General features: G+C 70.1%; 29 protein-coding genes and 1 riboswitch. Of the genes, 2 read left to right on the top strand and 27 right to left on the bottom strand.

Going from position 1 to position 26,551, the window contains the following annotated elements:
- Positions 1-99 precede the first annotated feature (99 nt).
- From ACIP6U_RS27310 to rlmN, 4 genes are all read right to left on the bottom strand, one after another.
- A complete protein-coding gene (locus ACIP6U_RS27310; protein ID WP_401723114.1) occupies positions 100-1,119 on the bottom strand; it encodes an ABC transporter ATP-binding protein in 1,020 nt (339 codons plus the stop codon).
- A 36-nt stretch (positions 1,120-1,155) separates the two neighbouring features.
- Complete coding sequence (locus ACIP6U_RS27305; RefSeq protein ID WP_401722845.1) at positions 1,156-2,757, bottom strand: ABC transporter permease; 1,602 nt, start codon at positions 2,755-2,757, stop codon at positions 1,156-1,158.
- Between the two features lie 62 nt (positions 2,758-2,819).
- The gene (locus tag ACIP6U_RS27300; protein ID WP_401722843.1) at positions 2,820-3,899 is read right to left on the bottom strand and encodes a thiamine ABC transporter substrate binding subunit; all 1,080 of its coding nucleotides are present in this window, start codon (positions 3,897-3,899) and stop codon (positions 2,820-2,822) included.
- Positions 3,896-4,003, bottom strand: a riboswitch (TPP riboswitch). It overlaps the preceding gene by 4 nt.
- Positions 4,004-4,026: 23 nt before the next feature.
- Complete coding sequence (rlmN, locus tag ACIP6U_RS27295) at positions 4,027-5,133, bottom strand: 23S rRNA (adenine(2503)-C(2))-methyltransferase RlmN (protein ID WP_401722841.1); 1,107 nt, start codon at positions 5,131-5,133, stop codon at positions 4,027-4,029.
- Between the two features lie 140 nt (positions 5,134-5,273).
- Between rlmN and ACIP6U_RS27290 the strand changes: the two genes are divergently transcribed.
- Positions 5,274-5,639: a hypothetical protein gene (locus tag ACIP6U_RS27290; RefSeq protein ID WP_401722838.1), complete on the top strand. Its 366-nt coding sequence runs from the start codon at positions 5,274-5,276 to the stop codon at positions 5,637-5,639.
- Between the two features lie 78 nt (positions 5,640-5,717).
- Here the strand turns inward: ACIP6U_RS27290 and ACIP6U_RS27285 are convergent, their stop codons facing one another.
- The 5 genes from ACIP6U_RS27285 to rpsB all read right to left on the bottom strand — a co-directional run bounded on the left by ACIP6U_RS27285 (position 5,718) and on the right by rpsB (position 10,432).
- A complete protein-coding gene (locus tag ACIP6U_RS27285; protein ID WP_401722835.1) occupies positions 5,718-6,839 on the bottom strand; it encodes a phosphatidate cytidylyltransferase in 1,122 nt (373 codons plus the stop codon).
- The gene (gene frr / locus ACIP6U_RS27280) at positions 6,839-7,396 is read right to left on the bottom strand and encodes a ribosome recycling factor (RefSeq protein ID WP_280880122.1); all 558 of its coding nucleotides are present in this window, start codon (positions 7,394-7,396) and stop codon (positions 6,839-6,841) included. Before frr ends, ACIP6U_RS27285 begins: the two co-directional genes overlap by 1 nt.
- Before the next feature lie 147 nt (positions 7,397-7,543).
- Complete coding sequence (pyrH, locus tag ACIP6U_RS27275; protein ID WP_280880123.1) at positions 7,544-8,302, bottom strand: UMP kinase; 759 nt, start codon at positions 8,300-8,302, stop codon at positions 7,544-7,546.
- A gap of 189 nt (positions 8,303-8,491) precedes the next feature.
- Positions 8,492-9,328 (bottom strand): translation elongation factor Ts, encoded by an 837-nt coding sequence (tsf, locus tag ACIP6U_RS27270; protein ID WP_401722832.1) that lies wholly within the window; start codon positions 9,326-9,328, stop codon positions 8,492-8,494.
- 138 nt (positions 9,329-9,466) lie between these two features.
- Positions 9,467-10,432, bottom strand: coding sequence for a 30S ribosomal protein S2 (rpsB, locus tag ACIP6U_RS27265; RefSeq protein WP_401722829.1), 966 nt, complete (start codon positions 10,430-10,432; stop codon positions 9,467-9,469).
- A 269-nt stretch (positions 10,433-10,701) separates the two neighbouring features.
- On the opposite strand from rpsB, the gene ACIP6U_RS27260 reads away from it, so the two are divergent.
- Positions 10,702-11,328, top strand: coding sequence for a peptidoglycan DD-metalloendopeptidase family protein (locus ACIP6U_RS27260; RefSeq protein WP_401722826.1), 627 nt, complete (start codon positions 10,702-10,704; stop codon positions 11,326-11,328).
- A 28-nt stretch (positions 11,329-11,356) separates the two neighbouring features.
- Here the strand turns inward: ACIP6U_RS27260 and ACIP6U_RS27255 are convergent, their stop codons facing one another.
- The 18 genes from ACIP6U_RS27255 to proS form a co-directional block, all read right to left on the bottom strand.
- Positions 11,357-11,914 (bottom strand): TetR/AcrR family transcriptional regulator, encoded by a 558-nt coding sequence (locus ACIP6U_RS27255; RefSeq protein WP_401723111.1) that lies wholly within the window; start codon positions 11,912-11,914, stop codon positions 11,357-11,359.
- Between the two features lie 143 nt (positions 11,915-12,057).
- The gene (whiG, locus tag ACIP6U_RS27250; protein ID WP_401722824.1) at positions 12,058-12,900 is read right to left on the bottom strand and encodes an RNA polymerase sigma factor WhiG; all 843 of its coding nucleotides are present in this window, start codon (positions 12,898-12,900) and stop codon (positions 12,058-12,060) included.
- A 270-nt stretch (positions 12,901-13,170) separates the two neighbouring features.
- Positions 13,171-14,379 carry a DNA-processing protein DprA gene (gene dprA / locus ACIP6U_RS27245; RefSeq protein ID WP_401722821.1) on the bottom strand — a complete coding sequence of 403 codons (1,209 nt, stop codon included), beginning with the start codon at positions 14,377-14,379 and terminating at the stop codon, positions 13,171-13,173.
- An 83-nt stretch (positions 14,380-14,462) separates the two neighbouring features.
- Positions 14,463-16,088 carry a YifB family Mg chelatase-like AAA ATPase gene (locus ACIP6U_RS27240; protein WP_401722818.1) on the bottom strand — a complete coding sequence of 542 codons (1,626 nt, stop codon included), beginning with the start codon at positions 16,086-16,088 and terminating at the stop codon, positions 14,463-14,465.
- Position 16,089: 1 nt separating this feature from the next.
- Positions 16,090-16,452: a YraN family protein gene (locus ACIP6U_RS27235; protein WP_401722815.1), complete on the bottom strand. Its 363-nt coding sequence runs from the start codon at positions 16,450-16,452 to the stop codon at positions 16,090-16,092.
- 107 nt (positions 16,453-16,559) lie between these two features.
- A complete protein-coding gene (locus tag ACIP6U_RS27230) occupies positions 16,560-16,868 on the bottom strand; it encodes a DUF2469 domain-containing protein (RefSeq protein ID WP_003965949.1) in 309 nt (102 codons plus the stop codon).
- A gap of 56 nt (positions 16,869-16,924) precedes the next feature.
- Positions 16,925-17,437 carry an NUDIX hydrolase gene (locus ACIP6U_RS27225; protein ID WP_401722812.1) on the bottom strand — a complete coding sequence of 171 codons (513 nt, stop codon included), beginning with the start codon at positions 17,435-17,437 and terminating at the stop codon, positions 16,925-16,927.
- Positions 17,427-18,206, bottom strand: coding sequence for a signal peptidase I (gene lepB / locus ACIP6U_RS27220; RefSeq protein ID WP_401722809.1), 780 nt, complete (start codon positions 18,204-18,206; stop codon positions 17,427-17,429). The genes ACIP6U_RS27225 and lepB (ACIP6U_RS27220) overlap by 11 nt, the downstream gene beginning before the upstream one ends.
- Positions 18,207-18,387: 181 nt before the next feature.
- Positions 18,388-19,398, bottom strand: coding sequence for a signal peptidase I (lepB, locus tag ACIP6U_RS27215; protein ID WP_401722807.1), 1,011 nt, complete (start codon positions 19,396-19,398; stop codon positions 18,388-18,390).
- Positions 19,286-20,392, bottom strand: a complete 1,107-nt coding sequence (gene lepB, locus ACIP6U_RS27210) for a signal peptidase I (protein ID WP_401722805.1) — start codon at positions 20,390-20,392, stop codon at positions 19,286-19,288. The genes lepB (ACIP6U_RS27215) and lepB (ACIP6U_RS27210) overlap by 113 nt, the downstream gene beginning before the upstream one ends.
- Complete coding sequence (gene lepB, locus ACIP6U_RS27205; protein WP_401722802.1) at positions 20,385-21,137, bottom strand: signal peptidase I; 753 nt, start codon at positions 21,135-21,137, stop codon at positions 20,385-20,387. The genes lepB (ACIP6U_RS27210) and lepB (ACIP6U_RS27205) overlap by 8 nt, the downstream gene beginning before the upstream one ends.
- 45 nt (positions 21,138-21,182) lie before the next feature.
- The gene (gene rplS, locus ACIP6U_RS27200; RefSeq protein ID WP_123997467.1) at positions 21,183-21,533 is read right to left on the bottom strand and encodes a 50S ribosomal protein L19; all 351 of its coding nucleotides are present in this window, start codon (positions 21,531-21,533) and stop codon (positions 21,183-21,185) included.
- Between the two features lie 132 nt (positions 21,534-21,665).
- Complete coding sequence (gene trmD / locus ACIP6U_RS27195) at positions 21,666-22,499, bottom strand: tRNA (guanosine(37)-N1)-methyltransferase TrmD (protein WP_401722799.1); 834 nt, start codon at positions 22,497-22,499, stop codon at positions 21,666-21,668.
- Positions 22,499-23,062, bottom strand: coding sequence for a ribosome maturation factor RimM (gene rimM / locus ACIP6U_RS27190; protein WP_401722796.1), 564 nt, complete (start codon positions 23,060-23,062; stop codon positions 22,499-22,501). The genes trmD and rimM overlap by 1 nt, the downstream gene beginning before the upstream one ends.
- Positions 23,063-23,178: 116 nt before the next feature.
- On the bottom strand, positions 23,179-23,418 hold the full coding sequence (locus tag ACIP6U_RS27185; protein ID WP_007384965.1) for an RNA-binding protein: 240 nt from the start codon (positions 23,416-23,418) through the stop codon (positions 23,179-23,181).
- A gap of 2 nt (positions 23,419-23,420) precedes the next feature.
- Positions 23,421-23,849 carry a 30S ribosomal protein S16 gene (gene rpsP, locus ACIP6U_RS27180; RefSeq protein ID WP_401722793.1) on the bottom strand — a complete coding sequence of 143 codons (429 nt, stop codon included), beginning with the start codon at positions 23,847-23,849 and terminating at the stop codon, positions 23,421-23,423.
- A 274-nt stretch (positions 23,850-24,123) separates the two neighbouring features.
- Positions 24,124-24,726, bottom strand: a complete 603-nt coding sequence (locus tag ACIP6U_RS27175; RefSeq protein WP_123997471.1) for a hypothetical protein — start codon at positions 24,724-24,726, stop codon at positions 24,124-24,126.
- 260 nt (positions 24,727-24,986) lie between these two features.
- The gene (proS, locus tag ACIP6U_RS27170; protein WP_401722791.1) at positions 24,987-26,402 is read right to left on the bottom strand and encodes a proline--tRNA ligase; all 1,416 of its coding nucleotides are present in this window, start codon (positions 26,400-26,402) and stop codon (positions 24,987-24,989) included.
- Positions 26,403-26,551: the final 149 nt, after the last annotated feature.

Below are 26,551 nucleotides of genomic sequence, written 5' to 3'. Positions count from 1 at the left end.
GCCGAGCACGACATTTGGCCGGGTACGAGGACCAGCCGAGGACAGCATTTGACCGAGTACAAGGACCAGCCGAGCACGGCATTCGACCGGGTACGAGAATCAGCCGAGCACGACGATCTCGGCCCCGTCGAACTCCACCCCGACCGCGTCCCCCACCTCCGGCGCCTCCCGGAGCGCGCAGGCCGCCTCCAGGCGCGGCGCGTCCTGGGGCTGGAGGTGCACGGCGACGTGGGTGCCCTTGAAGGTGCGCGCGGTCACCGTGCAGCGCAGCCCCTCGTCGGCGGGCAGCAGGCGTACGCCGGCGGGCCGTACGAGGAGCGTGCGCGGCCCCTGGAGGGCGCTCTCGGGCACGGGGAGCTTGCCCCAGGGCGTGACCGCGACCTGCCCGGCCACCGTGCCCTCGACCACGTTGTCGAAGCCGAGGAACCGGGCCACGAACTCGTCCACCGGCCGCTGCCACACCTCAAGGGGCGTACCGGACTGGGCGATCCGCCCGTCCCGCATCACCACGACCCGGTCGGCGAGCGCGAAGGCCTCGCCCTGGTCGTGGGTCACGGCGAGCACGGTGGTGCCCAACCGGCCGAACAGCTCGCGGAGTTCGACGACCAGCCGCTCCCGCAGCGACCGGTCGAGCTGCCCGAGCGGCTCGTCCAGCATCAGCAGCCGCGGCCGGGGCGCCAGCGCACGGGCGAGCGCCACGCGCTGCTGCTCACCGCCGGAGAGCGAGCCAACGGCCCGGCGTCCCGCACCCGGCAGCCCGACGAGGTCGAGCAACTCCCTTACACGCTCGGCCTGTTCGCTCTTCGCCGCGCCGTGCATGCGCAGCCCGAAGGCCACGTTGCCGCCCACGTCCCGCTGCGGGAACAGCTGGTGGTCCTGGAACATCAGGCCCACGCCCCGCCGGTGCGCCGGCACCCCCGCCTGGTCGTGTCCGTCGAGCAGAGCCCGCCCGCCGGTGAGGGGTTGCAGTCCGGCCACCGCCCGCAGCAACGTCGACTTGCCGCTGCCGCTCGGGCCGAGCACGCACACGATCTCGTGCTCGGCGACATCGAGCCCGACGGCGTCGAGCACGGCCCGCCCACCGAACCGCACGGTCGCGTCCTCAAGGCTCAGCAGCATGTTCGGCGGCACGTCGGCCGGCATGTCGGGCGCCATCTAGAACTCCCCCGTCCGGTCGGTGCGGAGCCGCTCAAGGACCAGCAGCGCCACCGCGCACACCACCATCAGAATCGTCGAAAGGGCCATCGCCTGGCCGTAGTTGAGGTCGCCGGGCCGCCCGAGAAGCCGTGCCACCGCGACCGGCAGGGTCGGGTTGTCGGGCCGCGCGATGAACACCGTCGCCCCGAACTCCCCCAGCGACACCGCGAACGCGAACCCGGCCGCGACCAGCAACGCCCGCCGCACCAGCGGCAGATCGACCTCGCGCCACACCCGCCAGGGCGAGGCCCCGAGCACCGCCGCCGCTTCCCTGAGCCGACCGTCCACGGCCCGCAGCACGGGCAGCATGGTCCGTACGACGAACGGGACGCCCACCAGCGCCTGCGCCAGCGGCACCAGGATCCAACTGCTCCTGAGGTCCAGCGGCGGCTCGTCCAGGGCGATCAGGAAGCCGAACCCGACGGTCACCGCGGACACCCCGAGCGGCAGCATCAGCAGCGCGTCGAAGCCCCGCACCAGCCGGCCGGCGTCCCGGCGGGCGAGGGCCGCGGCGGCCAGCCCTCCGATCAGCACGGCGATCCCGGTCGCGGCGAGGGCGTATTCGAGGGAGTTGCCGACCGCCTCGATCGGCGGGACGAGGAAGGTCCCGCCGTCCTCGGAGGTGAGGGCCCGGTAGTAGCCGAAGTCCGGGGCGTCCAGGGACCGTTGCACCAGCACGGCCAGCGGCAGCACGAGGAGGACGAGGACGGTGGCGAGGACCCCGGCCAGCAACGCCCACTGCCGGGCCCCGCGCGGCCGGTGCGCCGTGGTCGACGCGTCCACCAGCCGCAGCGCGGCCTCCCTGCGCCGTACGGTCCAGGCGTGCACGGCGAGGATCGCGCCGACCGCGGCGAACTGGACGATCGTGAGGACGGCGGCCGTGGAGAGGTCGAAGATCTCGGAGGTCTGCCGGTAGATCTCCACCTCCAGGGTGGAGAAGGTCGGCCCGCCGAGGATCTGCACCACCCCGAAGGAGGTGAAGGTGAACAGGAAGACCATCAGCGCGGCGGCGGCCACGGCGGGCGCCAGCGCGGGCAGGACCACCTTGCGCCAGGCCCGCAGCGGCGAGGCGCCGAGCATCCGGGCGGCTTCCTCCTGCCGCGGGTCCAGCTGCGCCCACAGGCCGCCCACGGTCCGTACGACGACCGCGTAGTTGAAGAAGACGTGCGCGAGCAGGATGGCCCAGACGGTGGTGTCCAGGCGTACGCCCCACAGCTCGTCGAGGAGTCCCCCGCGCCCGACCAGCGCCAGGAACGCCGTGCCGACGACGACCGTCGGCAGCACGAAGGGGACGGTGACGACCGCGCGCAGGACGTGTCTGCCGGGGAAGTCGTAGCGGGCGAAGACATAGGCGCCGGGCAGGGCGATCGCCAGCGTGAGCGCGGTGGAGGCGAGCGCCTGCCAGGTGGTGAACCACAGCACGTGCCGGATGTCGGACTGCCCGAGGACGTCCACGATCCGCCCGAAGTGCCACACCCCGTCGACCTTGAGGCCGCGCGCGACGATCGCGGCGACCGGCCAGGCGAAGAAGACGCCGAAGAACGCGACGGGCAGGGCCATGAGCCCGAGCCGCGCCGCGTTCCCTGTACGGCTCGTGCGAACCGCCGGGCCGGCTACATCGGTTACTTCAGTACGAGTGAGGTCCACGACTTGACCCACTGGTCGCGGTCGGCGGCGATCTTGTCGGGGGCCACGGTCTCGGGATCCTCGGCTGCGGGCCCGTACTTCGTGAACTCGGCGGGCACGGTCGCCCCCTTGAGCACCGGGTAGACGAACATGTTCAGCGGCATGTCCTCCTGGAACTCCTTGGAGACCAGGAAGTCGATGAGCGCCTTGCCGCCCGCGGTGTTCTTCGCGTTGCTGAGCAGGCCCGCGAACTCGATCTGCCGGAAGCAGGTGCCCGTCGCGACGCCGGTCGGCGCGGTCGTCGGCTTCGGGTCGGCGTAGATCACCTCGGCGGGCGGCGAGGAGGCGTACGACACGACGAGCGGCCGGTCGGCCTTGGCCTTCTTGCCGCCGGCGGACCCGGAGAACTCCTCGTTGTAGGCCTGCTCCCAGCCGTCGACGACCTTCACGCCGTTGGCCTTGAGCTTCTTCCAGTAGCCCTCCCACCCGTCGTCGCCGTACTTCGCGGCGGTCCCGAGCAGGAAGCCGAGGCCGGGCGAGGAGGTCGCCGCGTTCTCGGTGACGAGGAGGTTCTTGTAGGCGGGCTTGATCAGATCGTCGAAGGAGGCGGGCGGGGCCAGCTTGTGGTCGGCGAAGTACTTCTTGTCGTAGTTGACGCAGATGTCGCCGTAGTCGACGGGCGTGACCCGGTGCTTGCCGGCGTCGAGCTGGTACGCGGTGTCGACCTGGCCGAGCCCCTCGGCCTCGTACGGCTGGAACAGCCCGTTGTCGAGCGCCCGGGACAGCAGGGTGTTGTCGACGCCGAAGAAGACATCGCCCTGCGGGTTGTCCTTGGTGAGGATGGCCTTGTTGACGGCCTGCCCGGCGTCGCCGTCCTTGAGGACCCGCACCTTGTACCCGGACTTCTTCTCGAAGTCCTGGAGCACGCTCTTGGAGACGGCCCACGAGTCGTGGCTGACGAGCGTGACGGTCTTGGAGTCGGCGGACGAGCCGCTGCCGCCGTCGGACGACCCGCACGCGCAGAGCGTGCCGAGACCGAGGCAGACGACGGCAGCCCAATACTTCTTGGTGTTCACAGTGATGACCGAACTTCCTACCCAGAATGACCTGGGCGAGGTTCAGAGGGTCTGCGGCCCGGTTGCCGCACTCTCAGCGCTGTCGCGCTCCCCTGTCGGATATGAAGATGTACGTACGGAGTAAAGATTACCGCTCGGTGGCCGCGAGCTGGCCACAGGCCCCGTCGATCTCCTGACCACGGGTGTCCCGGACGGTGACCGGCACCCCGTGCGCCGCGATGGCCTCGACGAACGCCTTCTCGTCCTCGGGCCGGGACGCGGTCCACTTCGAGCCCGGGGTCGGGTTCAGCGGAATCAGGTTGACGTGCACGGGCTTGCCCCGGAGCAGTCGGCCCAGCCGGTCCCCGCGCCACGCCTGGTCGTTGATGTCCCGGATGAGCGCGTACTCGATCGACAGCCGGCGCCCGCTCCTCTGCACGTACTCGAACCCGGCGTCGAGGACCTCGCGCACCTTCCACCGCGTGTTCACGGGGACGAGGGTGTCGCGCAACTCGTCGTCGGGCGCGTGCAGCGAGATCGCGAGCCGGCACTTGAAGCCCTCGTCGGCGAACCGGTGGATGGCGGGCACCAGGCCGACCGTCGACACGGTGATCCCGCGCTGCGACAGCCCGAGCCCGTCGGGGGCGGGGTCGGTGAGCGCGCGAATGGACTGCACGACCCGCTTGTAGTTGGCGAGCGGCTCGCCCATCCCCATGAAGACGATGTTGGACAGCCGCGCGGGCCCGCCCGGCACGTCCCCGTCCCGCAGCGCCCGCATCCCGTCCACGATCTGGTGGACGATCTCGGCGCTGGACAGATTCCGGTCGAGCCCCGCCTGCCCGGTGGCGCAGAACGGACAGTTCATCCCGCACCCGGCCTGCGAGCTGATGCACATGGTCACCCGGTCCGGGTACCGCATCAGCACCGACTCGACGAGCGTCCCGTCGAACAGCCGCCACAGCGTCTTACGGGTGGTGCCCTCGTCGGTCGACAGATGCCGTACGACGGTCATCAGCTCGGGCAGCAGCGCGTCGCGCAGCTTCTCCCGCGAGCCGGCCGGGATGTCGGTCCACTCGGCCGGGTCGTGCGCGTACCGCGCGAAGTAGTGCTGCGAGAGCTGCTTGGCACGAAACGGCTTCTCCCCGACCTCGGCCACGGCGTCCTTGCGCTCGGCGGGAGTGAGATCGGCGAGATGCCGCGGCGGCTTCTTGGCTCCGCGCGGGGCTACGAAAGTGAGTTCTCCGGGTGCAGGCATAACCCGTCCAGTGTCGCAGATCCCCCGGTGTAGCCCACTCCACTGTGGATACGGGTACGTACGCCATCGTCCCGGCACCCCTCGCCCCGGAATCGTGGACCCCACAGAGCAGCACCCACGCCATCCACGAGGGGACCGTCATGGCCGCCGACCTCCGACGCCGACGCCGTTTCACCACCATCGCCACCGCCGTGGCAGCCGTCGCCCTGACCGCCGGGCTCGCCACCGGGTGCGACCCCGACGACCCCGACTCCATCGACGACTCGCTGGACTGTGCGCGCGGCTACGACGACTTCGTCGACAGCCTCAGGGCGATCCATGAGGCGCCCGACTCCGAGAAGCTCGACGAGATCGAGGTCAGGACCGATGACAGCAAGGTCGGGAAGGCCGTGCGGGACCTGAACAAGGCGATCGCCGACTACAACAAGGCCGTTCTCGACGGCGAGCACCCCGACTCCGACGCGATCGACAAGGCGGCCGACAAGTTCAAGAACGTCTGCTCATAGAACGACGTACGTCTGCTCCTGGGACGCGCTGGAGCCCCCGCCCGACAAGCAGGGCAGGGGCTCCAGCGCTTCGTCCGGTCAGCCGGACCCCACGAACAGCACCAGCAGCAGCCACACCACCGGAGCCGTCGGCAGGAGGGAGTCCAGGCGGTCCATGATGCCGCCGTGGCCGGGCAGCAGCGTGCCCATGTCCTTGATGCCGAGGTCCCGCTTGATCATCGACTCGCCGAGGTCGCCCAGCGTGGCGCTGGCCGCGACCGCGAGACCCAGCAGCAGACCCTGCCACCAGGTGCCGTCGTCGATCAGGAACTGCATGAGCAGCGCGCCCGCCACCATGGCGAAGCTCACCGCGCCGAACAGCCCCTCGCGGGTCTTGCCGGGACTGATGCGCGGCGCGAGCTTGTGCCGGCCGAAGCGCCAGCCGACGGCGTACGCGCCCGTGTCGCTCACCACGGTCAGCAACAGGAACGTCAGGACCCGCCAGGCCCCGTCGTCGGCCATCAGCATCATCGCGACGAACGTGGCCAGGAACGGCACGTAGAAGGCGGCGAAGACGCCCGCCGTGACGTCCTTGAGGTAGCCCTCCGGCGGTTCCGTCATCCGCCATACGAGGACGGCGAGCGCCGTGAGCGCCATGGCGACCCAGGCGCCCTCGGCGCCCCGGACGTACCCGGCGACGACCATCGCCGCGCCGCCGAGCGCCAGCGGGACCAAGGGTGCCTTGATGCCCTTGCGCTCCTGGAGCCGACTGGTCAGCTCCCAGAGGCCGACGACGACGGCGACCGCTATCACCCCGACGAAGGCGGCCTTGACGACGAACAGGGACGCGACGATCACGACACCGAGCCCGACGCCGACCCCTATGGCCGCACCCAGGTCGCGTCCCGCGCTCTTCTTCTGCGGGCGGGGCGCCGGCTGCGGGGCGTCGGACATGGGCTCCGGATTCTGCGGCGCGGCGTAGGGCTGCGCCTGCGGCGATTCGTCGCGGAACAAGGGACCGCCCGTGCGAGCGGCCCCCCGGTCGTCATCCTGGTCTCCGCCGTACGCGGGTCCGTCGGGCACGATGGGCATGGGGCGAGTCTGCTGCGCCTCAGGCGCATCGTAGGCGGGACCCGCCGGGGCAGCCCCCTGGACAGGCCCCTGGTCGGACGGCCCCCAGTACCCGGTCTGTGGCGGCGCCCCCCAGGAAGAGTCGTTCATCAGACCTCGAGCAGCTCCGCTTCCTTGTGCTTCAGGAGCTCGTCCACCTGGGCGACGTACTTGTGCGTGGTGTCGTCGAGCTCCTTCTCCGCACGGCGGCCCTCGTCCTCACCGATCTCGCCGTCCTTGATCAGCTTGTCGATGGTGTCCTTGGCCTTGCGGCGGACCGAGCGGATCGAGATCTTGGAGTCCTCGGCCTTGGTCCGGGCGACCTTGATGTAGTCCTTGCGGCGCTCCTCGGTCAGCTCGGGGAACACCACCCGGATGATATTGCCGTCGTTGCTCGGGTTGACGCCCAGGTCCGAGTCGCGGATCGCCTGCTCGATGTTGCGCATGGCGGTCTTGTCGAACGGGGTCACCACGGCCATGCGCGGCTCCGGCACGGAGAACGAAGCCAGCTGGTTGATCGGCGTCGGCGCACCGTAGTAGTCGGCCACGATCTTGTTGAACATCGCCGGGTGCGCTCGACCGGTACGGATCGCGGCGAAGTCCTCCTTGGCGACCACGACGGCCTTCTCCATCTTCTCCTCGGCCTCGAGGAGGGTCTCTTCGATCACCACTTGCTCCTGCGTGTCTTGAGTGAGGCCCGGCTGCGGTTCCTTGATGGGGCGGCGGCCGGCTGCGTCGCGTCTTCTTTCTGCACGGTTCCCGACCGGCAGGACATTGTCCATCCCCCGGTCAGGGTCCGTGGGTGGTGTTGCCCGTCAGTCCCGGCCGCCCTGTTCACCCACCAGGGTGCCGATCTTCTCACCCTTGACGGCGCGGGCGATATTGCCCTCGGCCAGAAGCTCGAAGACCAGGATCGGAAGCTTGTTGTCGCGGCACAGCGTGATGGCGGTCATGTCGGCGACCTTGAGGTCGCGGGTGATGACCTCGCCGTAGCTGAGGGAGTCGAACCGGACGGCCTCGGGGTTGGCCTTCGGGTCGGAGTCGTAGACCCCGTCCACGCCGTTCTTGCCCATCAGCAGCGCCTCGGCGTCGATCTCCAGGGCGCGCTGGGCCGCGGTGGTGTCGGTGGAGAAGTACGGCATGCCCATACCGGCACCGAAGATGACCACGCGGCCCTTCTCCAGGTGGCGCACGGCGCGCAGCGGGATGTACGGCTCGGCGACCTGGCCCATGGTGATGGCGGTCTGCACCCGGCTGTCGATGCCCTCCTTCTCCAGGAAGTCCTGGAGGGCGAGGCAGTTCATCACCGTGCCGAGCATGCCCATGTAGTCCGAGCGGGCCCGGTCCATGCCGCGCTGCTGGAGTTCGGCGCCGCGGAAGAAGTTGCCGCCGCCGATGACGACGGCGACCTGGGCGCCGTCCCGCACGACGGCCGCGATCTCGCGCGCGATCTTGTGCACGACGTCGGGGTCGACGCCCAGGCCCCCGCCGCCGGAGAAGGCTTCTCCGGACAGCTTCAACATGAACCGGCCGCGTACTTTGCCGTCGTCGCTCTTCTGGGGCTTGGTGGTCATGGGAGATCCCGCCTCTTTCACGTCGTGCGCATACAAAGAAGGCCACTGCCGGTGGGGTGTCGATCGCATCCCATGCTCGGCAATGGCCTCCTCGTCAGATCTGCTGTCGTCCGTCACGCGCGTGCGTGACGGCGTACCGGACGACTGCGTCCGACCCTATCGGGGCCGGGCGCCGATCGCGGCACGGACTCAGATGCCGACCTTGATGCGCGTGAAGCGCTTCAGGGTGACACCGGCCTCGTCCAGGACCTTCTGGACGGACTTCTTGGGGTCGAGCGCGTAGGGCTGACCGAGCAGCGTCGCGTCCTTGAAGAAGCCGTTGACGCGACCCTCGACGATCTTCGAGATCGCGGCCTCGGGCTTGCCCTCGGCGCGGGTGGTCTCCTCGGCGACGCGGCGCTCGGACTCGACGACCTCCGCCGGCACGTCCTCCTTGGAGAGGTACTTCGGCGCGAAGGCGGCGATGTGCTGGGCGACGCCCCGGGCGACCTCGGCGTTGGGCTTGTCGAGCTCGACGAGGACACCGATCTGCGGGGGCAGGTCGGGCATCGTGCGGTGCATGTACGCGGTCACGAAGCCGTCGGCGAACGCCGCGAAGCGGTCCAGGACGATCTTCTCGCCGAGGTTGGCGTTGGCCTCGTCCACGAACGCCTGGACGGTCTTGCCGGCCTCGATCTCGGAGGCGAGCAGGCCGGCCAGGTCGGCCGGCGCGGTCTTGGCGACGTGCTCGGCGATCTGGTTGGCGACGACCTGGAACTTCTCGCTCTTGGCGACGAAGTCCGTCTCGCACTTCAGCTCGACCAGCACGCCGGAGGAGTTGTCGTCGGCGATGACGGAGACCACGGCGCCGTTCTCGGCGGAGCGGCCCTCGCGCTTGGCGACGCCCTTCTGGCCCTTGATACGGAGCGCCTCGACGGCCTTCTCGACGTTGCCGTCGGCCTCGTCCAGGGCCTTCTTGCAGTCCATCATGCCGGCGCCGGTGAGCTCACGAAGCTTCTTGACGTCGGCGGCGGTGTAGTTCGCCATGAGTCGTTAAGTCTTTCTCGAAGTCGGAAGATCTGCCCGATCCACGATCTACACGCAGATGTAGATCGCGAACCTATGGGTGAACGGCGGGGGCGTCACGAATGACCTCGTCCCCCGCCGTCCATCAACCCTGGCGGGTCAGGCCTGCTCGGCGTCCGCGGCCGGAGCCTCGGCAGCCGGGGCCTCGGCCGCGGGGGCCTCAGCGGCTTCGGCGGCCGGCGCCTCGGGGGCCTCGACAGCGGCCTCGGCGGCAGCCGGAGCCTCGGCCCGCTCGGCGTCGGCGACCTTCTCGGTCTCGGCAGAGGTCTGCACCTCGGCCTCGTCCGCCTTCTTCTCACCCTCGAGCAGGTCGCGCTCCCACGCGGCCAGCGGCTCGCCCGCGGCCTTGTCGCCCTTGCCCTCGGTGGCGACACCGGAGCGGGAGATGAGGCCCTCGGCGACCGCGTCCGCGATCACACGGGTGAGCAGGGTGACGGAGCGGATCGCGTCGTCGTTGCCCGGGATCTTGTAGTCGACCTCGTCGGGGTCGCAGTTGGTGTCGAGGATGGCGACGACCGGGATGTTGAGCTTCCGGGCCTCACCGACCGCGATGTGCTCCTTCTTGGTGTCCACGATCCAGACGGCGCTGGGAACCTTGGACATCTCGCGGATACCACCGAGGGTCTTCTCCAGCTTGGCCTTCTCGCGCGAGAGCACGAGAAGCTCCTTCTTGGTGAGACCGGACGCGGCGACGTCCTCGAAGTCGATCTGCTCGAGCTCCTTGAGGCGCTGCAGACGCTTGTAGACGGTGGAGAAGTTGGTGAGCATGCCGCCCAGCCAGCGCTGGTTGACGTAGGGCATGCCGACGCGGGTCGCCTGCTCGGCGATCGCCTCCTGCGCCTGCTTCTTCGTGCCGACGAACATGACCGTGCCGCCGTGGGCGACGGTCTCCTTGACGAACTCGTAGGCGCGGTCGATGTACGACAGCGACTGGAGCAGGTCGATGATGTAGATGCCGTTGCGCTCCGTGAAGATGAAGCGCTTCATCTTCGGGTTCCAACGACGGGTCTGGTGACCGAAGTGGACGCCGCTTTCCAGCAGCTCCCGCATCGTGACGACGGCCATGGCCGTACTCCTTGGTGTTCTCGGTTGTGCCGCGGATGCCGGACGGCTTCCGCGCCTGACGCCCACATGCGCCGTGCCACGAGGGACCGAGGGGCGCTGACAGGGACCGTTGCCGGCCGCGTGTCGGGGCGTGCGAAGTCGACCCGGTGACCCGGATCGCCAGAAGAAGTGTACGGGACCCTGGAGGTACCGGGTGACGCCGCTGTCCACAACCGGTGAGTAGTCCACAGATCCCGGCCATGATCGCCGGATCACGGGACCGTTCTCGCATGCGAGGCAACCGATTTGTACGGCATGTACGGCTGTGGAAGCGCTACGCGGGCCTGCTGGGAGCGGTTCTGCTGATCTCGGCGTCGACCGCCCTGGCCCCCTGGGCCCGAGCGGACACCCCACCACCGCCCCCACCCGACCCGGGCGAACGGGCCCCGGCGATCGCCCGCGCCTGGCCGGTGGGCACCCGCCCCTCTGTCCTACGAGGCTGGCAGCCACCGGCGACGGTGTACGGCCCCGGCCACCGGGGCGTGGACCTGGCCGCGGCCCCGGGCACCCCGGTCCGCGCGGTCGCCGCCGGACACGTCTCCTTCGCGGGCCGGGTGGCCGGACGGGGCGTGATCTCCGTGGAACTGACCGGCACGGATCTGCGGACGACGTACGAGCCGGTAAGGGCGTCGGTGAAGAAGGGCGACGAGGTGGCGGCGGGCGAGACGGTGGGCACGGTGGAACCGACGACCACACACTGCCCTCTCACCTGCGTGCACTGGGGCCTGCTCCGAGGGGACGCCTACCTGGACCCGCTCACCCTGCTCCCACCATGGCTCCTGCGCACGGGCCCGTCCCGCCTGCTGCCGGTCCTGGGCGTACCACTGCCGCCGGAGTCGGTTTCGTACGCGGGGTGACGCCACCCCTGGTCGGCAGGAAGGCCGGTCAGCCCCGCACACCCCGAAGGGCCATGCCGACGGCCGCGTCCGTGATCACCGAGGGCTCCTCGGCGGCGCCGAGTTCGATGCGACGGACGGCCGCGTCCACGACGCCCTGGAGCATCATCGCCGCGAGGCGGGGCTGGGCGTGGCCCAGTTCGGCCAGTGCCTCGACGATCATCGCGACGAGGCCGCCGTGCGCGGCACGGATCTTCTCCCGGGCGCCCGCGTCCAGTTCGCTCGCGGAGATGGCCACGACGGCCCGGTGGCGTCGGTCCCCGACGAGGGCCAGCTGCCGGCGGACGTACGCCTCGACCTTGCCCTCGGGTGAGTCCGCGCGCTCCATGGCGGCCTCGACCTCGGCGGCCCAGACCGGGAAGTCGACCTCGCACAGCTCCTCGACCACGGCGGCCCGCGACCGGAAGTACTCGTACACGGACGAGCGCGCGAGCCCCGTCCGCTCGGCGAGTGCGGGGAAGGTCAGCGCCTCCGTCCCGCCCTCGGACAACAGGGACCGCGCCGCGTCCAGCAGGGCGGCTCGCTGCATCGACCGGTGCTCGGCCACGGAGGCCGCTCGAATCCTTGGCACGTCAACCACTCTACGGACGCGCCTCCCCGGGCGGGAGTCTCTCCGCCGGGACGGACCTCACTCGCGCGCCTTCCGACGGACGTCACTCGCGCTCGCTCCAGCGGGCGGCACCCCACCGCTCAGCGGCCGAAACTCGCCAGCTTCGCGCGCAGCTGCAGCACCGACTTGGTGTGGATCTGGCTGACCCGGCTCTCGGTGACGCCGAGCACGTTCCCGATCTCGGCGAGGGTGAGGCCCTCGTAGTAGTAGAGCGTGACGACGGTCTTCTCGCGGTCGGGCAGGGTGTTGATCGCCCGCGCCAGGAACCGTCTCAGCTCCCGGTCCTCGGCCACCTCCACGGGGTTGTCCGCGGTGGTGTCCTCCAGCGTGTCCATCAGGCTGAGCCGGTCGCCGCCCTCACCGCCGACGTGCAGCAGCTCCTCCAGCGCCACCACGTTCGCCAGCGACAACTGGCTGAACACGGCGTGGAGTTCGTCCACCTGGATGCCCAGCTCGGAGGCGACCTCCCCCTCCGACGGGGTCCGCCGCAGCCGCGCCTCCAGGGTCGCGTACGCGCGCTCCACGTTCCGCGCCTTCTGCCGCACGGACCGCGGGATCCAGTCCAGCGCCCGGAGTTCGTCGATCATCGCGCCCCGGATCCGCGTGATCGCGTACGTCTCGAACTTGATCTCCCGGTCGACGTCGAACTTCTCGATCGCGTCGATGAGCCCGAACACCCCCGAGGAGACGAAGTCGGCCTGCTCCACGTTGGGCGGCAGCCCGACGCTGACCCGTCCCGCCACGTACTTCACCAAGGGCGAGTAGTGCAGGATCAGCTGCTCCCGCAGCCGCTCGTCCCCCGTTGACTTGTACGACCGCCACAGCTCGTCGAGCGTCGAGGGAGCGGGCGGTCGCACGCTGCCACCGTCGCGGGCGGCTGGCGGGATCGCCGCCCGGTCGGACCCGGAAGTGTGCTGGGGCATTCGTCGCCTTGTGCCGTTCTGCCGTGAATCGGGGCTGCGTGGGTGAGCTGTCGGTCTGATGTCGAGTTGCCTGTCTGCGTCGGAATTCAGGTGAGCGTAGCGTGACTGGAGTGTCGCGGTGAGCGAGGACGAGTGGCCGGGGTGCGCCCGAAGGCATCCCGTCGACGACTCACCGCATCACGACAGTCGCTCTAAGTGATCATCACGGAGCGCCAACTGCCCGGATTTCCAAAGGTGTCCGGCCTCCCCCGGACGGCCGAACACGCTCGGTCAGCATCGGCCCCGATCCGCTCCGACGGACGACATCGCCTGGCGTGTCAACTTCCAGCCGTCGCCGTGTCGTTCGACGTAACCGAGCGATCGGAGTTCGTACAGTCTCGCGATCGCGTCGTCCCTCGTGGTCCGCGCATCGCGGGCGATCCCGTCGGCCGGCGCCGCGCCGCGGGCGGGCAGCGCGGCGAGGACGTGCCGGGCCGCCGGGTCCAGCAGATCCCTCGGCAGCACCGGGCCGCGCCGCTCCGGGGCCAGCTCCCCCATGTCGCCGACGAGTTCGACGACTTCCGCGGCGTCGGTGACCAGCACGGCGTCGGCGCGCAGCAGTTCGTGCACACCGGCCGAGAGCGCGCTGGTCGCGGGCCCCGGCACCCCTATCGTGTGGCGCCCCAAACGCCGCGCGGCCCGTGCGGTGACCAGCGAACCGCTGCGGTATGCGGCCTCGACGACCACCGTGCCCCGGGTCAACGCGGCGATCACGCGGTTGCGGACGATGAATCTGCTCGCCGTCGGATGCTCTCCGGGCCCCAACTCGCCCACGACAAGACCCTGTTCCGCGATCCTGCCGATCAACTCGGTGTGTCCGCGCGGATAGGGCCGGTCCACCCCGCAGGCCAGCACCGCGACAGTGGCACCACCGGCGCCGAGCGCGCCCCGGTGTGCGGCGGCGTCGACCCCGTAGGCACCGCCGGACACGACCACCCAGCCGCGCTCGGCAAGGCCGGCGGCGAGGGTGGCGGCCATGTGGGCCCCGTACTCGGTGCAGGCCCGCGCGCCCACGACGGCGACGGATCTGAGCGCCCACATCCGCAGGCTCGCAGGACCGCGCACCCACAGCCCGAGCGGACGCCCGTCCCCAAGGTCGTCGAGCTGCGCGGGCCACTCGGCGTCCCCGGGCCGCACGAACCGCATCCCGGCGGCCCGCGCCACGGCAAGATCCCGTTCGGGCTCGCCCCGCTCGGCCCGCGCCATCAACCCGGCCCACCGCTTATGGGTCACCCCGGCAAGCTGCGCCCCACGCCCACGCAACCGCTCCACCACCTCCTCGGCCCCCAACTCCCGAACCCACCGCCCACAGGTCTCGTCCCCCGGCTCGATGACCCGGGTGAGGTGAACGAGGGCAAGCAACTCAGGCGAGGGACTGCCGTCCGGGGGCTGGGCCTCGGGGCACCCGTCTGCCGACCCGGCCTCGGAACCACCACCCATCGGCTCGACTTGAAGGCCGCCGACCGCCGACTCGACCCCAGGGACACCACCTGCCGGCCCAGCCCCCGCTTCCTCTCCCATCCTCACGCCAGCGCCCCGATAGCCATCGGCACCCCTCGTGGCACTCCCGTGCGGAGTTGTAGTGCCAGGGCCACATCCGTCGCGTCGGGTCGGTCGTGGCCGACCAGGTCCGCCACGGTCCAGGCCACCCGTAGCACCCGGTCGATACCGCGAGCGGTGAGCACTCCCCGCTCCAGGCTGCGCTCGGCGTCGTCCATGGCTCCCGGCGTCGCGTGCCAGCGGCTGCGGAGTTCGCGTCCGGGCACCTCGCTGTTGCTGCGCCACGGGGTGCCCGTGAAGCGTTCCGTCGCGCGCTCCCGCGCCGCCCTGACCCGGTCGGCGACCGTCGCGGTGGACTCGCCCCGGGCGCCCGGCGCGGTCAGTTGGGCGCGGGTCACCGGGTCGACCTCGACCCGCAGGTCGACCCGGTCGAGCAGGGGCCCGGACAGCCGGGCCTGGTAGCGGCGGATCGCCGAGGGCGGGCAGTCGCAGAGGGAGTTGAGCTGCGAGAAGCGTCCGCAGGGGCATGGGTTGGCCGCGAGCACCATCAGGAAGCGGGCCGGGAACCGCACCACCCCGGCGCTGCGCGCGATCACCACATGCCCCGCCTCCAGCGGTTGCCGCAGGGCGTCCAGGGTCTGGCTGTGGAATTCCGGCGCTTCGTCGAGAAAGAGGACGCCTCGGTGAGCCAGCGAGACCGCGCCAGGACGTGGGATGCCCGGGCCCCCGCCCACCAGCGACTGCATCGTGGCCGAGTGGTGCGGGGCGCAGTAGGGGGCCGTGTCGACGAGAGGCTTGCCCGGGGGCAGCAGCCCTGCCACCGAGTGCACCGCCGTGACCTCCAGGGACTCCTCCCTGCCCAGCGGGGGCAGTACGGCCGGCAGGCGTTCCGCCAGCATCGTCTTGCCCGCGCCCGGCGGCCCTTCGAGGAAAAGATGGTGGCCGCCCGCCGCCGACACCTCCACGGCGGTGCGCGCCGACATCTGGCCCACGACGTCGGCCAGGTCATGGCCGTGGTCGTGTTGCGCGGCGCCCATGCTGTGCATGCCCGTGGCCGCTCCGGTGCCCGGTACGCGCAGCCCCGCGAGGAGCGGATCGGGGCGGCCCAGTTCGTCGGGCGCCTCCTCGGGCACCGGCTCGTCCGTCAGTACCGCGATGAGCTGGCGCAGGCTGCGGACACCCAGCACCGAGACCCCGGGCACCAGCGTGGCCTCGGCGGCGGCGCACTCCGGCACCACCACCTGCTCGTAGCCGGCGTCCGCCGCAGCCAGCACCGCGGGCAGGATGCCCCGGACGGGCCGTACCCGCCCGTCCAGGCCCAGCTCTCCGATCATCACGATGTCGGCGAGCACCCGCGGATCGATCCGCTCACTGGCGCCGAGCACCGCGCACGCGACAGCGAGGTCGAACCCGCTGCCCGCCTTGGGCACCGACGCCGGGCTGAGTCCGACCGTAAGTTTCTTCTGCGGCCACTCGCCCCCGGAGTTCACCACCGCCGCCCGTACCCGGTCCCGGCTCTCCGTCAGGCTCTTGTCCGGCAGGCCGACCAGCGTGAACGCCGCGACCCCCGGTTCGAGGTCGGCCTGGACCTCGACGACCACTCCCTCGACGCCCACCAGGGCCACCGAGCACGTGCGTGCGAACGCCATCTCAGGCCACCCCCCGCGCGTGCTCGACCACGGGTGCGCCGCGGTCGGGGAGCAGGACGCCGACCAGGTCGATGCGGACGCCTCCCGGCGGTGCGCCCCCGTGTTCCTGGGCCCAGCGCTCCGCCAGGGTGCGCAGCCGGTCCGCCTTGGTCGGCGTGACCGCGGCCATGGGATGTTCGAAGGGGCCCGCCCTGCGGGTCTTCACCTCGCAGACCACCAGGACATCCCCGTCCCGGGCCACGATGTCGATCTCGCCCGTCCGTCCGCAGCGCCAGTTGCGCTCCAGGACGGTCAGGCCGGACTCGCTCAGTCGCCGTGCGGCGAGGTCTTCTCCGTACTTGCCGAGTGCGCTTCGTGCGTTCATGTCGGCACCACCTCCGGCGCCAACGCTCACGCACCGGGGTGGATCAAGTTGATCTTGGTGCGCTACTCACCGGTTGTGGAAAACCCCGCCACCCACACGAGGGAATCTCACCCGCCCGGCAGCTCCAGATCGCTCTTGTTCAGCTCCTCGATATTCACGTCCTTGAACGTGAGGACGCGGACCTGCTTCACGAAGCGGGCCGGGCGGTACATGTCCCAGACCCACGCGTCCGCCATCGACACCTCGAAGAACACCTCACCCTGGACCGAGTGCACCTGCATCTCGTAGTCGTTGGTCAGGTAGAAACGGCGCTCGGTCTCGATCACGTATTTGAACAGACCGACGACATCGCGGTACTCCCGGTAGAGCTTCAGCTCCATCTCGGTCTCGTACTTCTCGAGGTCCTCGGCGCTCATGGCATGTTCCCCTTCAGCCGTGCGATCCCACCATTGTGCGCCAGTCCCGTATGCCCCTAGACGATTTCTGGGTCAAGGGTCACCGGGCCGGGCGGGGGACCTTCGTCGAGCAGCCTGCGCAGCAGCTCGGCGAGTCTGGTCGGATACACCGTCTCATGTGCCCGGGTCAGTTCCTGACAGGTCCACCAACGCGCTCCGGCGACGCTGCGCCGCTCCAGCTCGGTCAGCCCCAGGGCCTGCGTCGCCGTCTGTGTCGTACGGGCCAGGTAGTACCACTCGTCCTGGTCCCAGCGACGACCGGCGAACGGAAAGGAGCACATCCGCCGCCACAGCACCGGGCCCAGTTCGACCTCGGTGATGCCGGTCTCCTCGGCGAGTTCCCGCACGGCGGCCTGCTCGCGGGTCTCCTCGCCCTCGACACCGCCGCCCGGGGTGAACCACCAGTCGTCGGAGGGGTCGTCCGGTTCGTGGCCGTGCAGGAGCAGGATGCGGTCGTCGGGGTCCAGGAGCACGACCCGGGCGACCTTGCGCAATCCGCCCTCGTAGGTGTCCGTGGCCTCAGGGGGCACCCACGGGCTCCGTCCGGGTCCGGGCGCGGCGGCCGCCCAGCCGCTTGGCGATCGGGCCGTACGCGCCGCCGCCGAGGACGAGCACCGCGCCGACGACGATCAGTACGACGATCAGACGCAGCGGGCCCGGCGTGGACAGGGCGCCCAGTTGCTCGAATCCGGTCGGCTTCTTCAGCATGCCGTTCATGGGCCAGACGACCGCGTCGACGCGGGCCGTCACGGCGGAGCGCGCGACCGTGCCGTTCGCGGTGTCCGTGAGGTGGGCGGTGGAGTCCAGGGAGCCCTGGCGCTCGTCGCCGAGCAGGAACAGCCGGCCCTCGGGGACGGTGACCGACGGGAAGTCCGTGATCTCGGCGAGGCTGCCCTTGGGCAGATACGGCTCGTCGATCTCCTTGCCGTTGACCGTCAGCTTGCCGTCCGTGCAGCAGGAGACCTTGTCGCCGCCGACCGCGACCACGCGCTTGACGACCGCCGAGCCCGTCACCCAGCTCTTGTCGTTGAAGACGACGACGTCGCCCCGGCGTATCTCGCCGCCGTCGACGCGCTGTGCCAGCACCCGGTCACCGGCGTCGATCGTCGGCGTCATCGAGCTGGTGGGCACGGTGTAGGGCCGGTAGACCACCGCTCCCCAGGCGAACCCTCCCAGGAACAGCACAATGCCCAGTGCGACCGCCAGTCCGGACAGTCGCTGTCCGGTCCGGCTGCCCACCGGGCCCGTGCCTGTGCCGCCGCTGTGCGGGGCCGTACGCGTCATGCTCTCGCCACCCATGGATCCGCACCCTACCCGGCGGTACCTGACCCGGTCAGCCCCTCCAGGGGACCGGGGTCACAGCTCCACGATGGCTTCACGAAGGGGGCGGTACGAGCGCCCCCAGCGAGTCACCTCAGCGAGTCACCTCAGCGAGTCACCTCAGGCGGGTCGCCCCACCCGGTCACCCCAGCGGGTCACCTCAGCGAGTCTCGGCGGGTGCGATCCGCCGCCGGCGCCACAGGGCCACCGGCACCAGCCCGGCGACGGCGATCGCGTCGGGCGCGTTCGTCAGGGCGCCGGAGGCCGAGGACTGGTCGTTCAGGCCCGGCTGGTCGAAGGTGTCCGGGACCGGGAGGGTGTCCCAGCGGTTGATCGGCCAGGCGATGACGATGGCGCGGCCGACGACGTCCTTGACCGGGACCATGCCGTGGTGCGCGTCGTCCTGGTTGTAGCGGGAGTCACGGGAGTTCTGACGGTGGTCGCCCATCACCCAGAGGTAGCCCTTGGGGATCTTCACCGTGAACTGGCCGCCCTGATCGTCCACACTGCACGGCGTGTTGCCGGCGTAGACGAACGAAGTGTCGTTCAGCGCCTTGCCGTTGACCTTCACCGGGCCCGTGCCCTTGCAGGAGACAGTGTCGCCGCCGACGCCGATCACGCGCTTGATGAGGTCCTTCTCCTCGGCGGACGGCATCAGGCCGATCCAGCTGAGGACCTTCTGCAGCGCGTTCGGGTCGGCCGTGGGCTCGCCCGCCAGCCAGTTGTCCGGGTCGTGGAAGACGACGACCTCGCCGCGCTCGGGCTCCGACCCGAACCACGGGGTGAGCTTGTCGACGAGGACGCGGTCGCCCTGCTGGAGGGTGTTCTGCATCGAGTCCGAGGGGATCGAGAACGCCTGCACCAGGAAGGTCTTGATCAGCAGCGCGAGCACGAGCGCGATGCCGATCAGGATCGGCAGCTCCTTCCAGAAGGAGCGGGGTTTCTTCGGTCCCGGCGTCGGTTCACCAGGACCCCGCCTCGACGTCGGATCGCCCGGACCCTGGTCATCGGCCCGGGTCCGCTCATCGGACGCCGGGGCGTCACTGGTCGCCCCGGAGTCACTCCCGGGGGTCACGGCGCTGTCCGCGGCCGGGACAGCTGCATCCACGGGGCGTCCGCGGTGCTCCTCGCCGTCGTGTCCGGACCGTGCGCCAACCGCCACATCCCCCACGCCAACTCCTTACTCTGTGCCGCCGCCTGCCCCATGCGCGGCGCAGGCCCACCACTCCCATAACGAGCGGGAGTTCCGCAGGGGTCGGGAGTTGGATCGTTCCGTTCGGATCGTCGGAGGCAACCCTATGCGACAGCTGGGGAGCGGCGGTCGTCCCCGGCGCCGAGTTGGAAACGGAGGCGAAAGTTTTAGGTTCGTTGAGGCTGGTCCAGTGCCCCATGGGCCAGGCGATGACCTTGGCACGGCCCACCACTGAGTCCAGGGACACGGTTCCGCCGTAGTCGGTGTCCTGATGTGCCCGGGAATCGGCGGAGTTGGCGCGGTGGTCGCCCATCACCCACAGTCGCCCCTTGGGGACGGTGATGTCGAACTGCTGGATGGAGGGGGCGTTTCCGGGGTACAGGTAGTCGCTCTCGCTCAGGGGAACGCCGTTGACGGTGATCCGGCCTTGCGTGTCACAGCACTTGACGTTGTCGCCGCCGACGCCGACGACCCGCTTGATGAGGTCCTTCTCGTTGTCGGACGGCAACAGGCCGATGAAGGTGAGCCCTTCCTTGACCTGCTTGATGACGATGGGGTCGCTCTTCTTGGTGGTGGTCTGCTCGTCGTCGAGCCAGCCGCCGGGGTCCTTGAAGACGACGACGTCCCCGCGCTTGGGCTCGGAGCCGAACCACGGGGTGAACTTGTCCACCAGGACACGGTCGCCGATCCGGATCGTCTGCTCCATGGAGCCGGACGGGATCACGAACGCCTGCACGAGGAAGGTCTTCAGGACCAGGGCTATGAGGACGGCGACGCCGACGAGGAGAGGTATCTCCTTGACCGCGCTGCGCCGTCGGCGGCGCTTGACCTTGCGCTGCAGCTTGCGCCGGTCGGCACGGGAACGGCCGTCGCCCGCGGGGGCGCTGGTGCGCCGGGAGCCGGTGGGAAGCAGGTTCTCGGTGCCGAAGGGGTTGCTGGGCACCGAGCCCCGTGGTCTGCCGCGGTTACCCATGCGCACCGTCCCCCTTCTCAGACGCGGTCGCCTCCGCGGCGGGCACGCGCGCATAAGCGCTCGGGCGGTGCAGACGGGTCCAGTGGGCGGTGGGCCAGACGATCCAGTCGGCGCGTCCGACGACGTCGGCCACGGGGATCATGCCGCCGCCGGGCGAGCCCAGATGGTCGCGGGAGTCGCTGGAGTCGCTGCGGTGGTCGCCGAGGACGAAGAGGGTGCCGGCGGGCACGCGGACGTCGAAGGGAACCGTGGACGGACCGTCGCCGGGGAACAGGAACGTCGACTCGTCGACCGACCGGCCGTTCACCTGGAGCCTCCCCTCCTTGTCGCAGCAGACCACGTGGTCTCCCCCCACACCCACTACCCGTTTGATGTAGTCACCGCTCCCGAAGTACCCGGTTCCGTCGAACACGACGACGTCACCGCGCCGCGGATCGGCACCAAAACGGTACGCCAACTTATTTACGAGAACGCGGTCGCCGATCCTCAATCCGTTTTCCATGGATCCGCTGGGAATCTGGAAGGGACGGACCACGAAAGAGTTGAGGAGCAGCAAAAACACCAGGCAGACCAGTGCGGTCAGGGTGATGAACCCACCGGGCAGCCAGTCGGTGATCCACGCCACCAACGCGAAGCGCGACCGGCCCTCCGAACCCTCTGTGTCCGAGATCTCCCCGGATGTCCCCGGGGAGTCGGAAGGGCTGGAGGAGCGGTCGCGCTCCGTCGACTGTGCTTCGGTGTCCATCGGAGCCAGATGTTATCCGGCCCCGATATGACGCCCGTAAGGCGCTCAGTTGTCGCGCTTCTCCTTGATCTTCGCGGCCTTGCCGCGGAGCTCGCGCAGGTAGTACAGCTTCGCGCGACGCACGTCACCGCGGGTGACGAGCTCGATCTTCTCGACGATCGGGGTGTGCACCGGGAAGGTGCGCTCGACGCCGACGGAGAAGGAGACCTTGCGGACCGTGAAGGTCTCGCGGACGCCGGCACCCTGGCGGCGGATCACCACGCCCTTGAACTGCTGAACACGGGAGCGGTTGCCCTCGATGACGCGGACGTGCACGTTGACCGTGTCGCCCGGGCGGAAGGCGGGGATGTCGGTGCGCAGCGAGGCGCCGTCGACGATGTCGAGCAGGTTGGACATTTCATCTGCTTTCTTCGCTGATGCCACAGGTCATCACCGGTACTAGGTTCTCTGAAGGAGGTTGCGCGGGTCGGGGCGGGCGTCGTGTCCCCCTGTGGCAGGGGCGCACGCCGGACGACGCACAACAGCGGCCTATTCTTCCACGCCCTCGGGCCTGCGCCAAAATCGGCCGTGGGCCTCGCCCTCCGGGTCCGGGGCCCAGCCCAGGATGGAGAGCATCTCGCGGTCCTTCTTGTCGAAGGCCTTGGGCTCGCAGCGCTCGATGAGGTCGGGCCGGTGGGCGGCCGTACGCCTGAGCGCCTCGTCGCGGCGCCAGCGGGCGATCTTCCCGTGGTGCCCGCTGAGCAGCACGTCCGGGATGTCGCGGCCGCGCCACAGGGGCGGCTTGGTGTAGACGGGCCCCTCCAGGAGGTTCGCCATCGCGCCGGGCGCGAACGAGTCGTCCCGGTGGGACTCGGCGTTGCCCAGGACACCGGGCAGCAGCCGGGCCACGGCCTCCGTGACGACCAGTACGGCGGCCTCGCCGCCGGCGAGCACGTAGTCGCCGATGGACACCTCGTAGACCGGCATCCGGGTCGCGTACTCGTCGATCACCCGGCGGTCGATGCCCTCGTAGCGCGCGGGCGTGAAGATCAGCCAGGGGCGCTCGGAGAGCTCGACGGCGAGTTCCTGGGTGAAGGGGCGGCCGCTGGGGGTGGGGACGATGAGCGCGGGGGCGTGCGAGTCGCTCTCGTAGCCGTCGGCCAGGACCGAGTCCAGCGCGTCGCCCCAGGGCTCGGTCTTCATGACCATGCCGGGGCCACCGCCGTAGGGGGTGTCGTCGACGGTGTTGTGGCGGTCGTAGGTCCACTCACGCAGATCGTGCACATGGACGTTCAGCTGCCCACGCGCGCGTGCCTTGCCGACGAGGGAGACGTTCAGCGGTTCGAGGTACTCGGGGAAGATCGTGACGACGTCGAGCCGCATCAGGACTCGCCCTCGCCGGAAGCGGCCTCGTCCCGGGCGGACGCCACCTCGGCCCGTCCGTCGATCAACCCGGGCGGCGGGTCGATGACCGCGCGCTGCTCCTCCAGGTCGATCTCCACCACGATCGACTCGACGAACGGGATCATCACCTCGCTGCCGTCGGGCCGCTCGACGATGAAGAGATCCTGGGAAGGCAGGTGCGAGATCTCGGTGATGCGGCCGATCTCGATGCCGTCCCGGGTGACCACGTCCAGGTCCATCAGCTGGTGGTCGTAGTACTCGTCCTCCTCCTCCGGCAGCTCCTCGGGATCGATCTCGGCGATCAGGAGGGTGTTGCGCAGGGCCTCCGCCGCGGAGCGGTCGTTGACACCCTCGAAGCGCAGGAGGAGCCGGCCGCTGTGGACGCGGCCGGTCTCGATGGTGAGCGGGCCGGTGGCGGCCGGGTCGGTGGCCAGGACGGCGCCGGGGGCGAGCCTGAGTTCCGGCTCGTCGGTGCGGACCTCGACGGTGACGTCGCCCTTGATGCCATGGGCGCGACCGATGCGGGCGACTACCAACTGCACTTCTCTGGATCTCCTGTCATGACGACGACGGGCCGGGGACGGCCCACTGGCCCTCCCCGGCCCGAGCCGGTGCTGCGTTTCGGCGTCGACGGACGTGGTGCACGCCCGTCAGTGCGTCAGCGGACGTGATCCACGTCGACGAGGTCGACGCGGACACCGCGACCGCCGATGGCGCCCACGACGGTACGCAGAGCGCGTGCGGTGCGGCCGTTGCGGCCGATCACCTTGCCGAGGTCGTCCGGGTGGACCCGGACCTCCAGCACACGCCCGCGGCGCAGGGTGCGCGAGGCGACCTGCACATCGTCAGGGTTGTCGACGATGCCCTTCACGAGGTGCTCGAGAGCCTCCTCGAGCATGCTCAGGCCTCGGTCGACTCGGACGAGGAGGACTCGGCCGGGGCCTCGTCCTTCTTGTCGGCCTTCTTCTTCTGGGTGATGGCCTCACCCTTGCCCTCGTCGTCGCCACCGAGGGCGTCGAACACCGGGCGCGCGGCCTTCGGCTCGGCCACGAGCAGCGGCGCCGGGGCCGGCAGGCCCTTGAACTTCTGCCAGTCGCCGGTCAGCTTGAGGATGGCGAGCACGGGCTCGGTCGGCTGCGCGCCGACACCCAGCCAGTACTGCGCGCGGTCCGTGTCGACCTCGATGCGCGAGGGGTTCTGCACCGGGTGGTACAGACCGATCTCCTCGATGGCCCGGCCGTCACGGCGGGTACGGGAGTCGGCGACGACGATGCGGTAGTGAGGCGAACGGATCTTGCCCAGACGCTTCAGCTTGATCTTGACTGCCACGGGAGTGGGTTCTCCTGGTTTTGACGTGGTTGGGCACGGCGAGACGGCCGCGTGGGGTTGCGGTACCCGAGTGCCCGATGGACGCGTCAGCCGGAGGCGAGAGGGTTCCTGTGCGGCTGTCGAGTACAGCTAGCCATTGTGCCACACCCTGCGGGTCCCTTCGCCCCCGGGAGTGCGGGGGCATGCCTGAGGAACACCCGGCAAGCCGGGTGCCCTCGGGCTGCGCACGCCACTACGCCGTCCCGAGTGCGGCCGCCACGAGCAGCCGCACCCGTCAGCCGGCCGCCGCGCCCACGACCTCCGGGATCCGGAACGGCTTCCCGCAGCCCCCGCAGACGATCGGCGCCTGGGCGAGGACGGACGGGACCACGCGCACGTTCCGGCCGCAGTCGCACACGGCCTTGACCCGTACGCCGCCCCCGGAGGAGCCGTGGCGGGCGGCCGGGCCGCGGAAGGAGCGGCCGGTGTCCGAGGACGTGGCCGCGGTGTGGGCCTTGAGGGCACGCTGGAGCCGCTCGATGGTCGGGCGGTACCGGCGCTTGGCCTCGGGGTTGAGCGTGACCAGCGAGAAACCGCTGCTCGGGTGCGGCTCCTCCTGGTGGTCCAGGCCCAGTTCCTCGGCGATCGCGAGGAATCTCCGGTTGTGGTACCGGCCGGCACGGGACGTGTCGCGCACGCCGCGCGCGGCGGCGATGCCATGGACTGCCTCATGCAGCAGTCGCTCGAAGGAGAGCTCGTGCCCGCAGGCGGACGACGACTCTCCGATCAGGGACTCGGGCGCGGCCAGATCGGGCAGTTCGGGGTGGTACCGCTGAATGTCGGCCCACGCCTCTGCCAGCTCTGCGGCGAGAACAGGTGGTGTCTGTGTCGTGCTCACGTAATGACAACGAGCCGGAGTGCCCCTGTGTTCCTATTCCGGGCCATCCCAAATAATTTGCACGTACCCGTCAGTTGCCGCTGATGCGTCCGGACGAGGGCGGGTGCGCTGATCTGCGGAGAAGCCTCACAGCTCGTACCAAGCCGGTACGTAGTCTGACGTACGCACCAACGCGTAGACGATGTCCACACGTCGGTGCGACTGCGATCCGCGGATGCGCAAGGGGCGTTTCGGTCGCTCTCGCGACGGAGGGGCCCGCCCTAGTAAGCGCGCGCGACGACCGCGACGTTACCGGGCTGCTCGTCGCTCTCGGGCACCGACCCGTCCTCGGCGACCAGACACCGGACGGTCACGGCGTGCTCGGCCAGCCTGGCCTCGCCCTCCGTGCCCAGATCCGCCCACGGGATGCGCGCCCAGCCACCGGCCCCGGCGACCTCCACGGCCTCCTCGACCGTCGCCACGTCGGAGGTGCGGGACTCCCGGCGCTCCCGCGACTGCGCGAGCAGCAGCGCCTGGTCCTCCGCGAACACCTTGGGCAGCAGTCCTACGAGGGAGTCGAGCGCCACCGGCTCCTTGCCCCCGGGGATCCGGCGGGCCAGCATCGCGGTGCCGTTCTCCAGGTCACGGGGGCCGACCTCGACGCGCACGGGCACGCCCTTGAGCTCCCAGTCGACGGCGCGACGCCCGAACGGGACGTCCGTGCGGTCGTCGACGTGGACCCGTACGCCCGCCGCCTTCAGCTGATCGCCGATCTCGTGGACCTTGGCCAGAACCGCCTCGTCGCCCTTGATGGCGAGGACGACGGCCTGGGTCTGGGCGAGGTTGGGCGGGACGCGCAGGCCGTTGTCGTCGCCGTGCATCATCACCAGGGCGCCGATCATGCGGGTCGTGGAGCCCCAGGACGTCTGCCAGACGAGCTCCTGCTTGCCTTCCTTCGACAGGTACTGGGTGTTGAACGCCTTCGCGAAGGTCTGGCCCAGCTCGTGGCTGGTGGCCATCTGGAGGGCCTTGCCGTCGCCCATCATGCCCTCGAGCGTGAGGGTGTTGATGGCGCCGGCGAACCGCTCCTTGACGGTCTTGCGACCGGCCACGACGTCCATCGCGAGGACCTTCACCATGAAGTCCTCGTAGACCTGGCGGTGGATGTGCGCGGCGAAGTCGCGGGCGTCCTCGAAGGTCGCGTGCGCCGTGTGGCCCTCCTGCCAGAGGAACTCGGTCGTGCGCAGGAACAGGCGGGGCCGCAGCTCCCAGCGGACCACGTTCGCCCACTGGTTGATCAGCAGGGGCAGGTCGCGGTAGCTCTGGACCCACTTCGAGAAGTAGTCGTTGATGATCATCTCGGAGGTGGGGCGGACGACCGCGGGCTCCTCCAGCTCCTTGCCGCCGCCGTGGGTGACCACGGCCAGCTCGGGCGCGAAGCCCTCGACGTGGTCGGCCTCCCGGGCGAAGTAGGACTGCGGGATCAGCAGCGGGAAGTACGCGTTCTGCGTACCCGTCTCCTTGATCCGGGCGTCCATCTCGGCCTGCATCCGCTCCCACAGCCCGTACCCGTACGGTCGGATGACCATGGTGCCGCGCACCGGACCGTTGTCGGCCAGTTCGGCCTTGCTGATCAGGTCCTGATACCAGCGCGGGAAATCGTCCGCCCGGGGAGTGAGTACGGGTGCCTTAGCCATGGCGAGATGGTACGGGTCCAAGTTGCCGGGATGTGAAATCTCGCCACAGACATACCGCAGCCACAAGCGGGACCCGGCAAACCCTGGACGCGGCTGCCGGTGCGGAGTTACCTGGCAATGCGGGGGAAGTACGCGCGAACGTCACGGGG

Origin of the sequence: Streptomyces sp. NPDC088794, from assembly GCF_044750545.1 — a bacterium.
In the GTDB taxonomy this organism is placed as follows: Bacteria; Actinomycetota; Actinomycetes; order Streptomycetales; family Streptomycetaceae; genus Streptomyces.
This window is presented reverse-complemented; position numbering and strand designations above follow the sequence as displayed.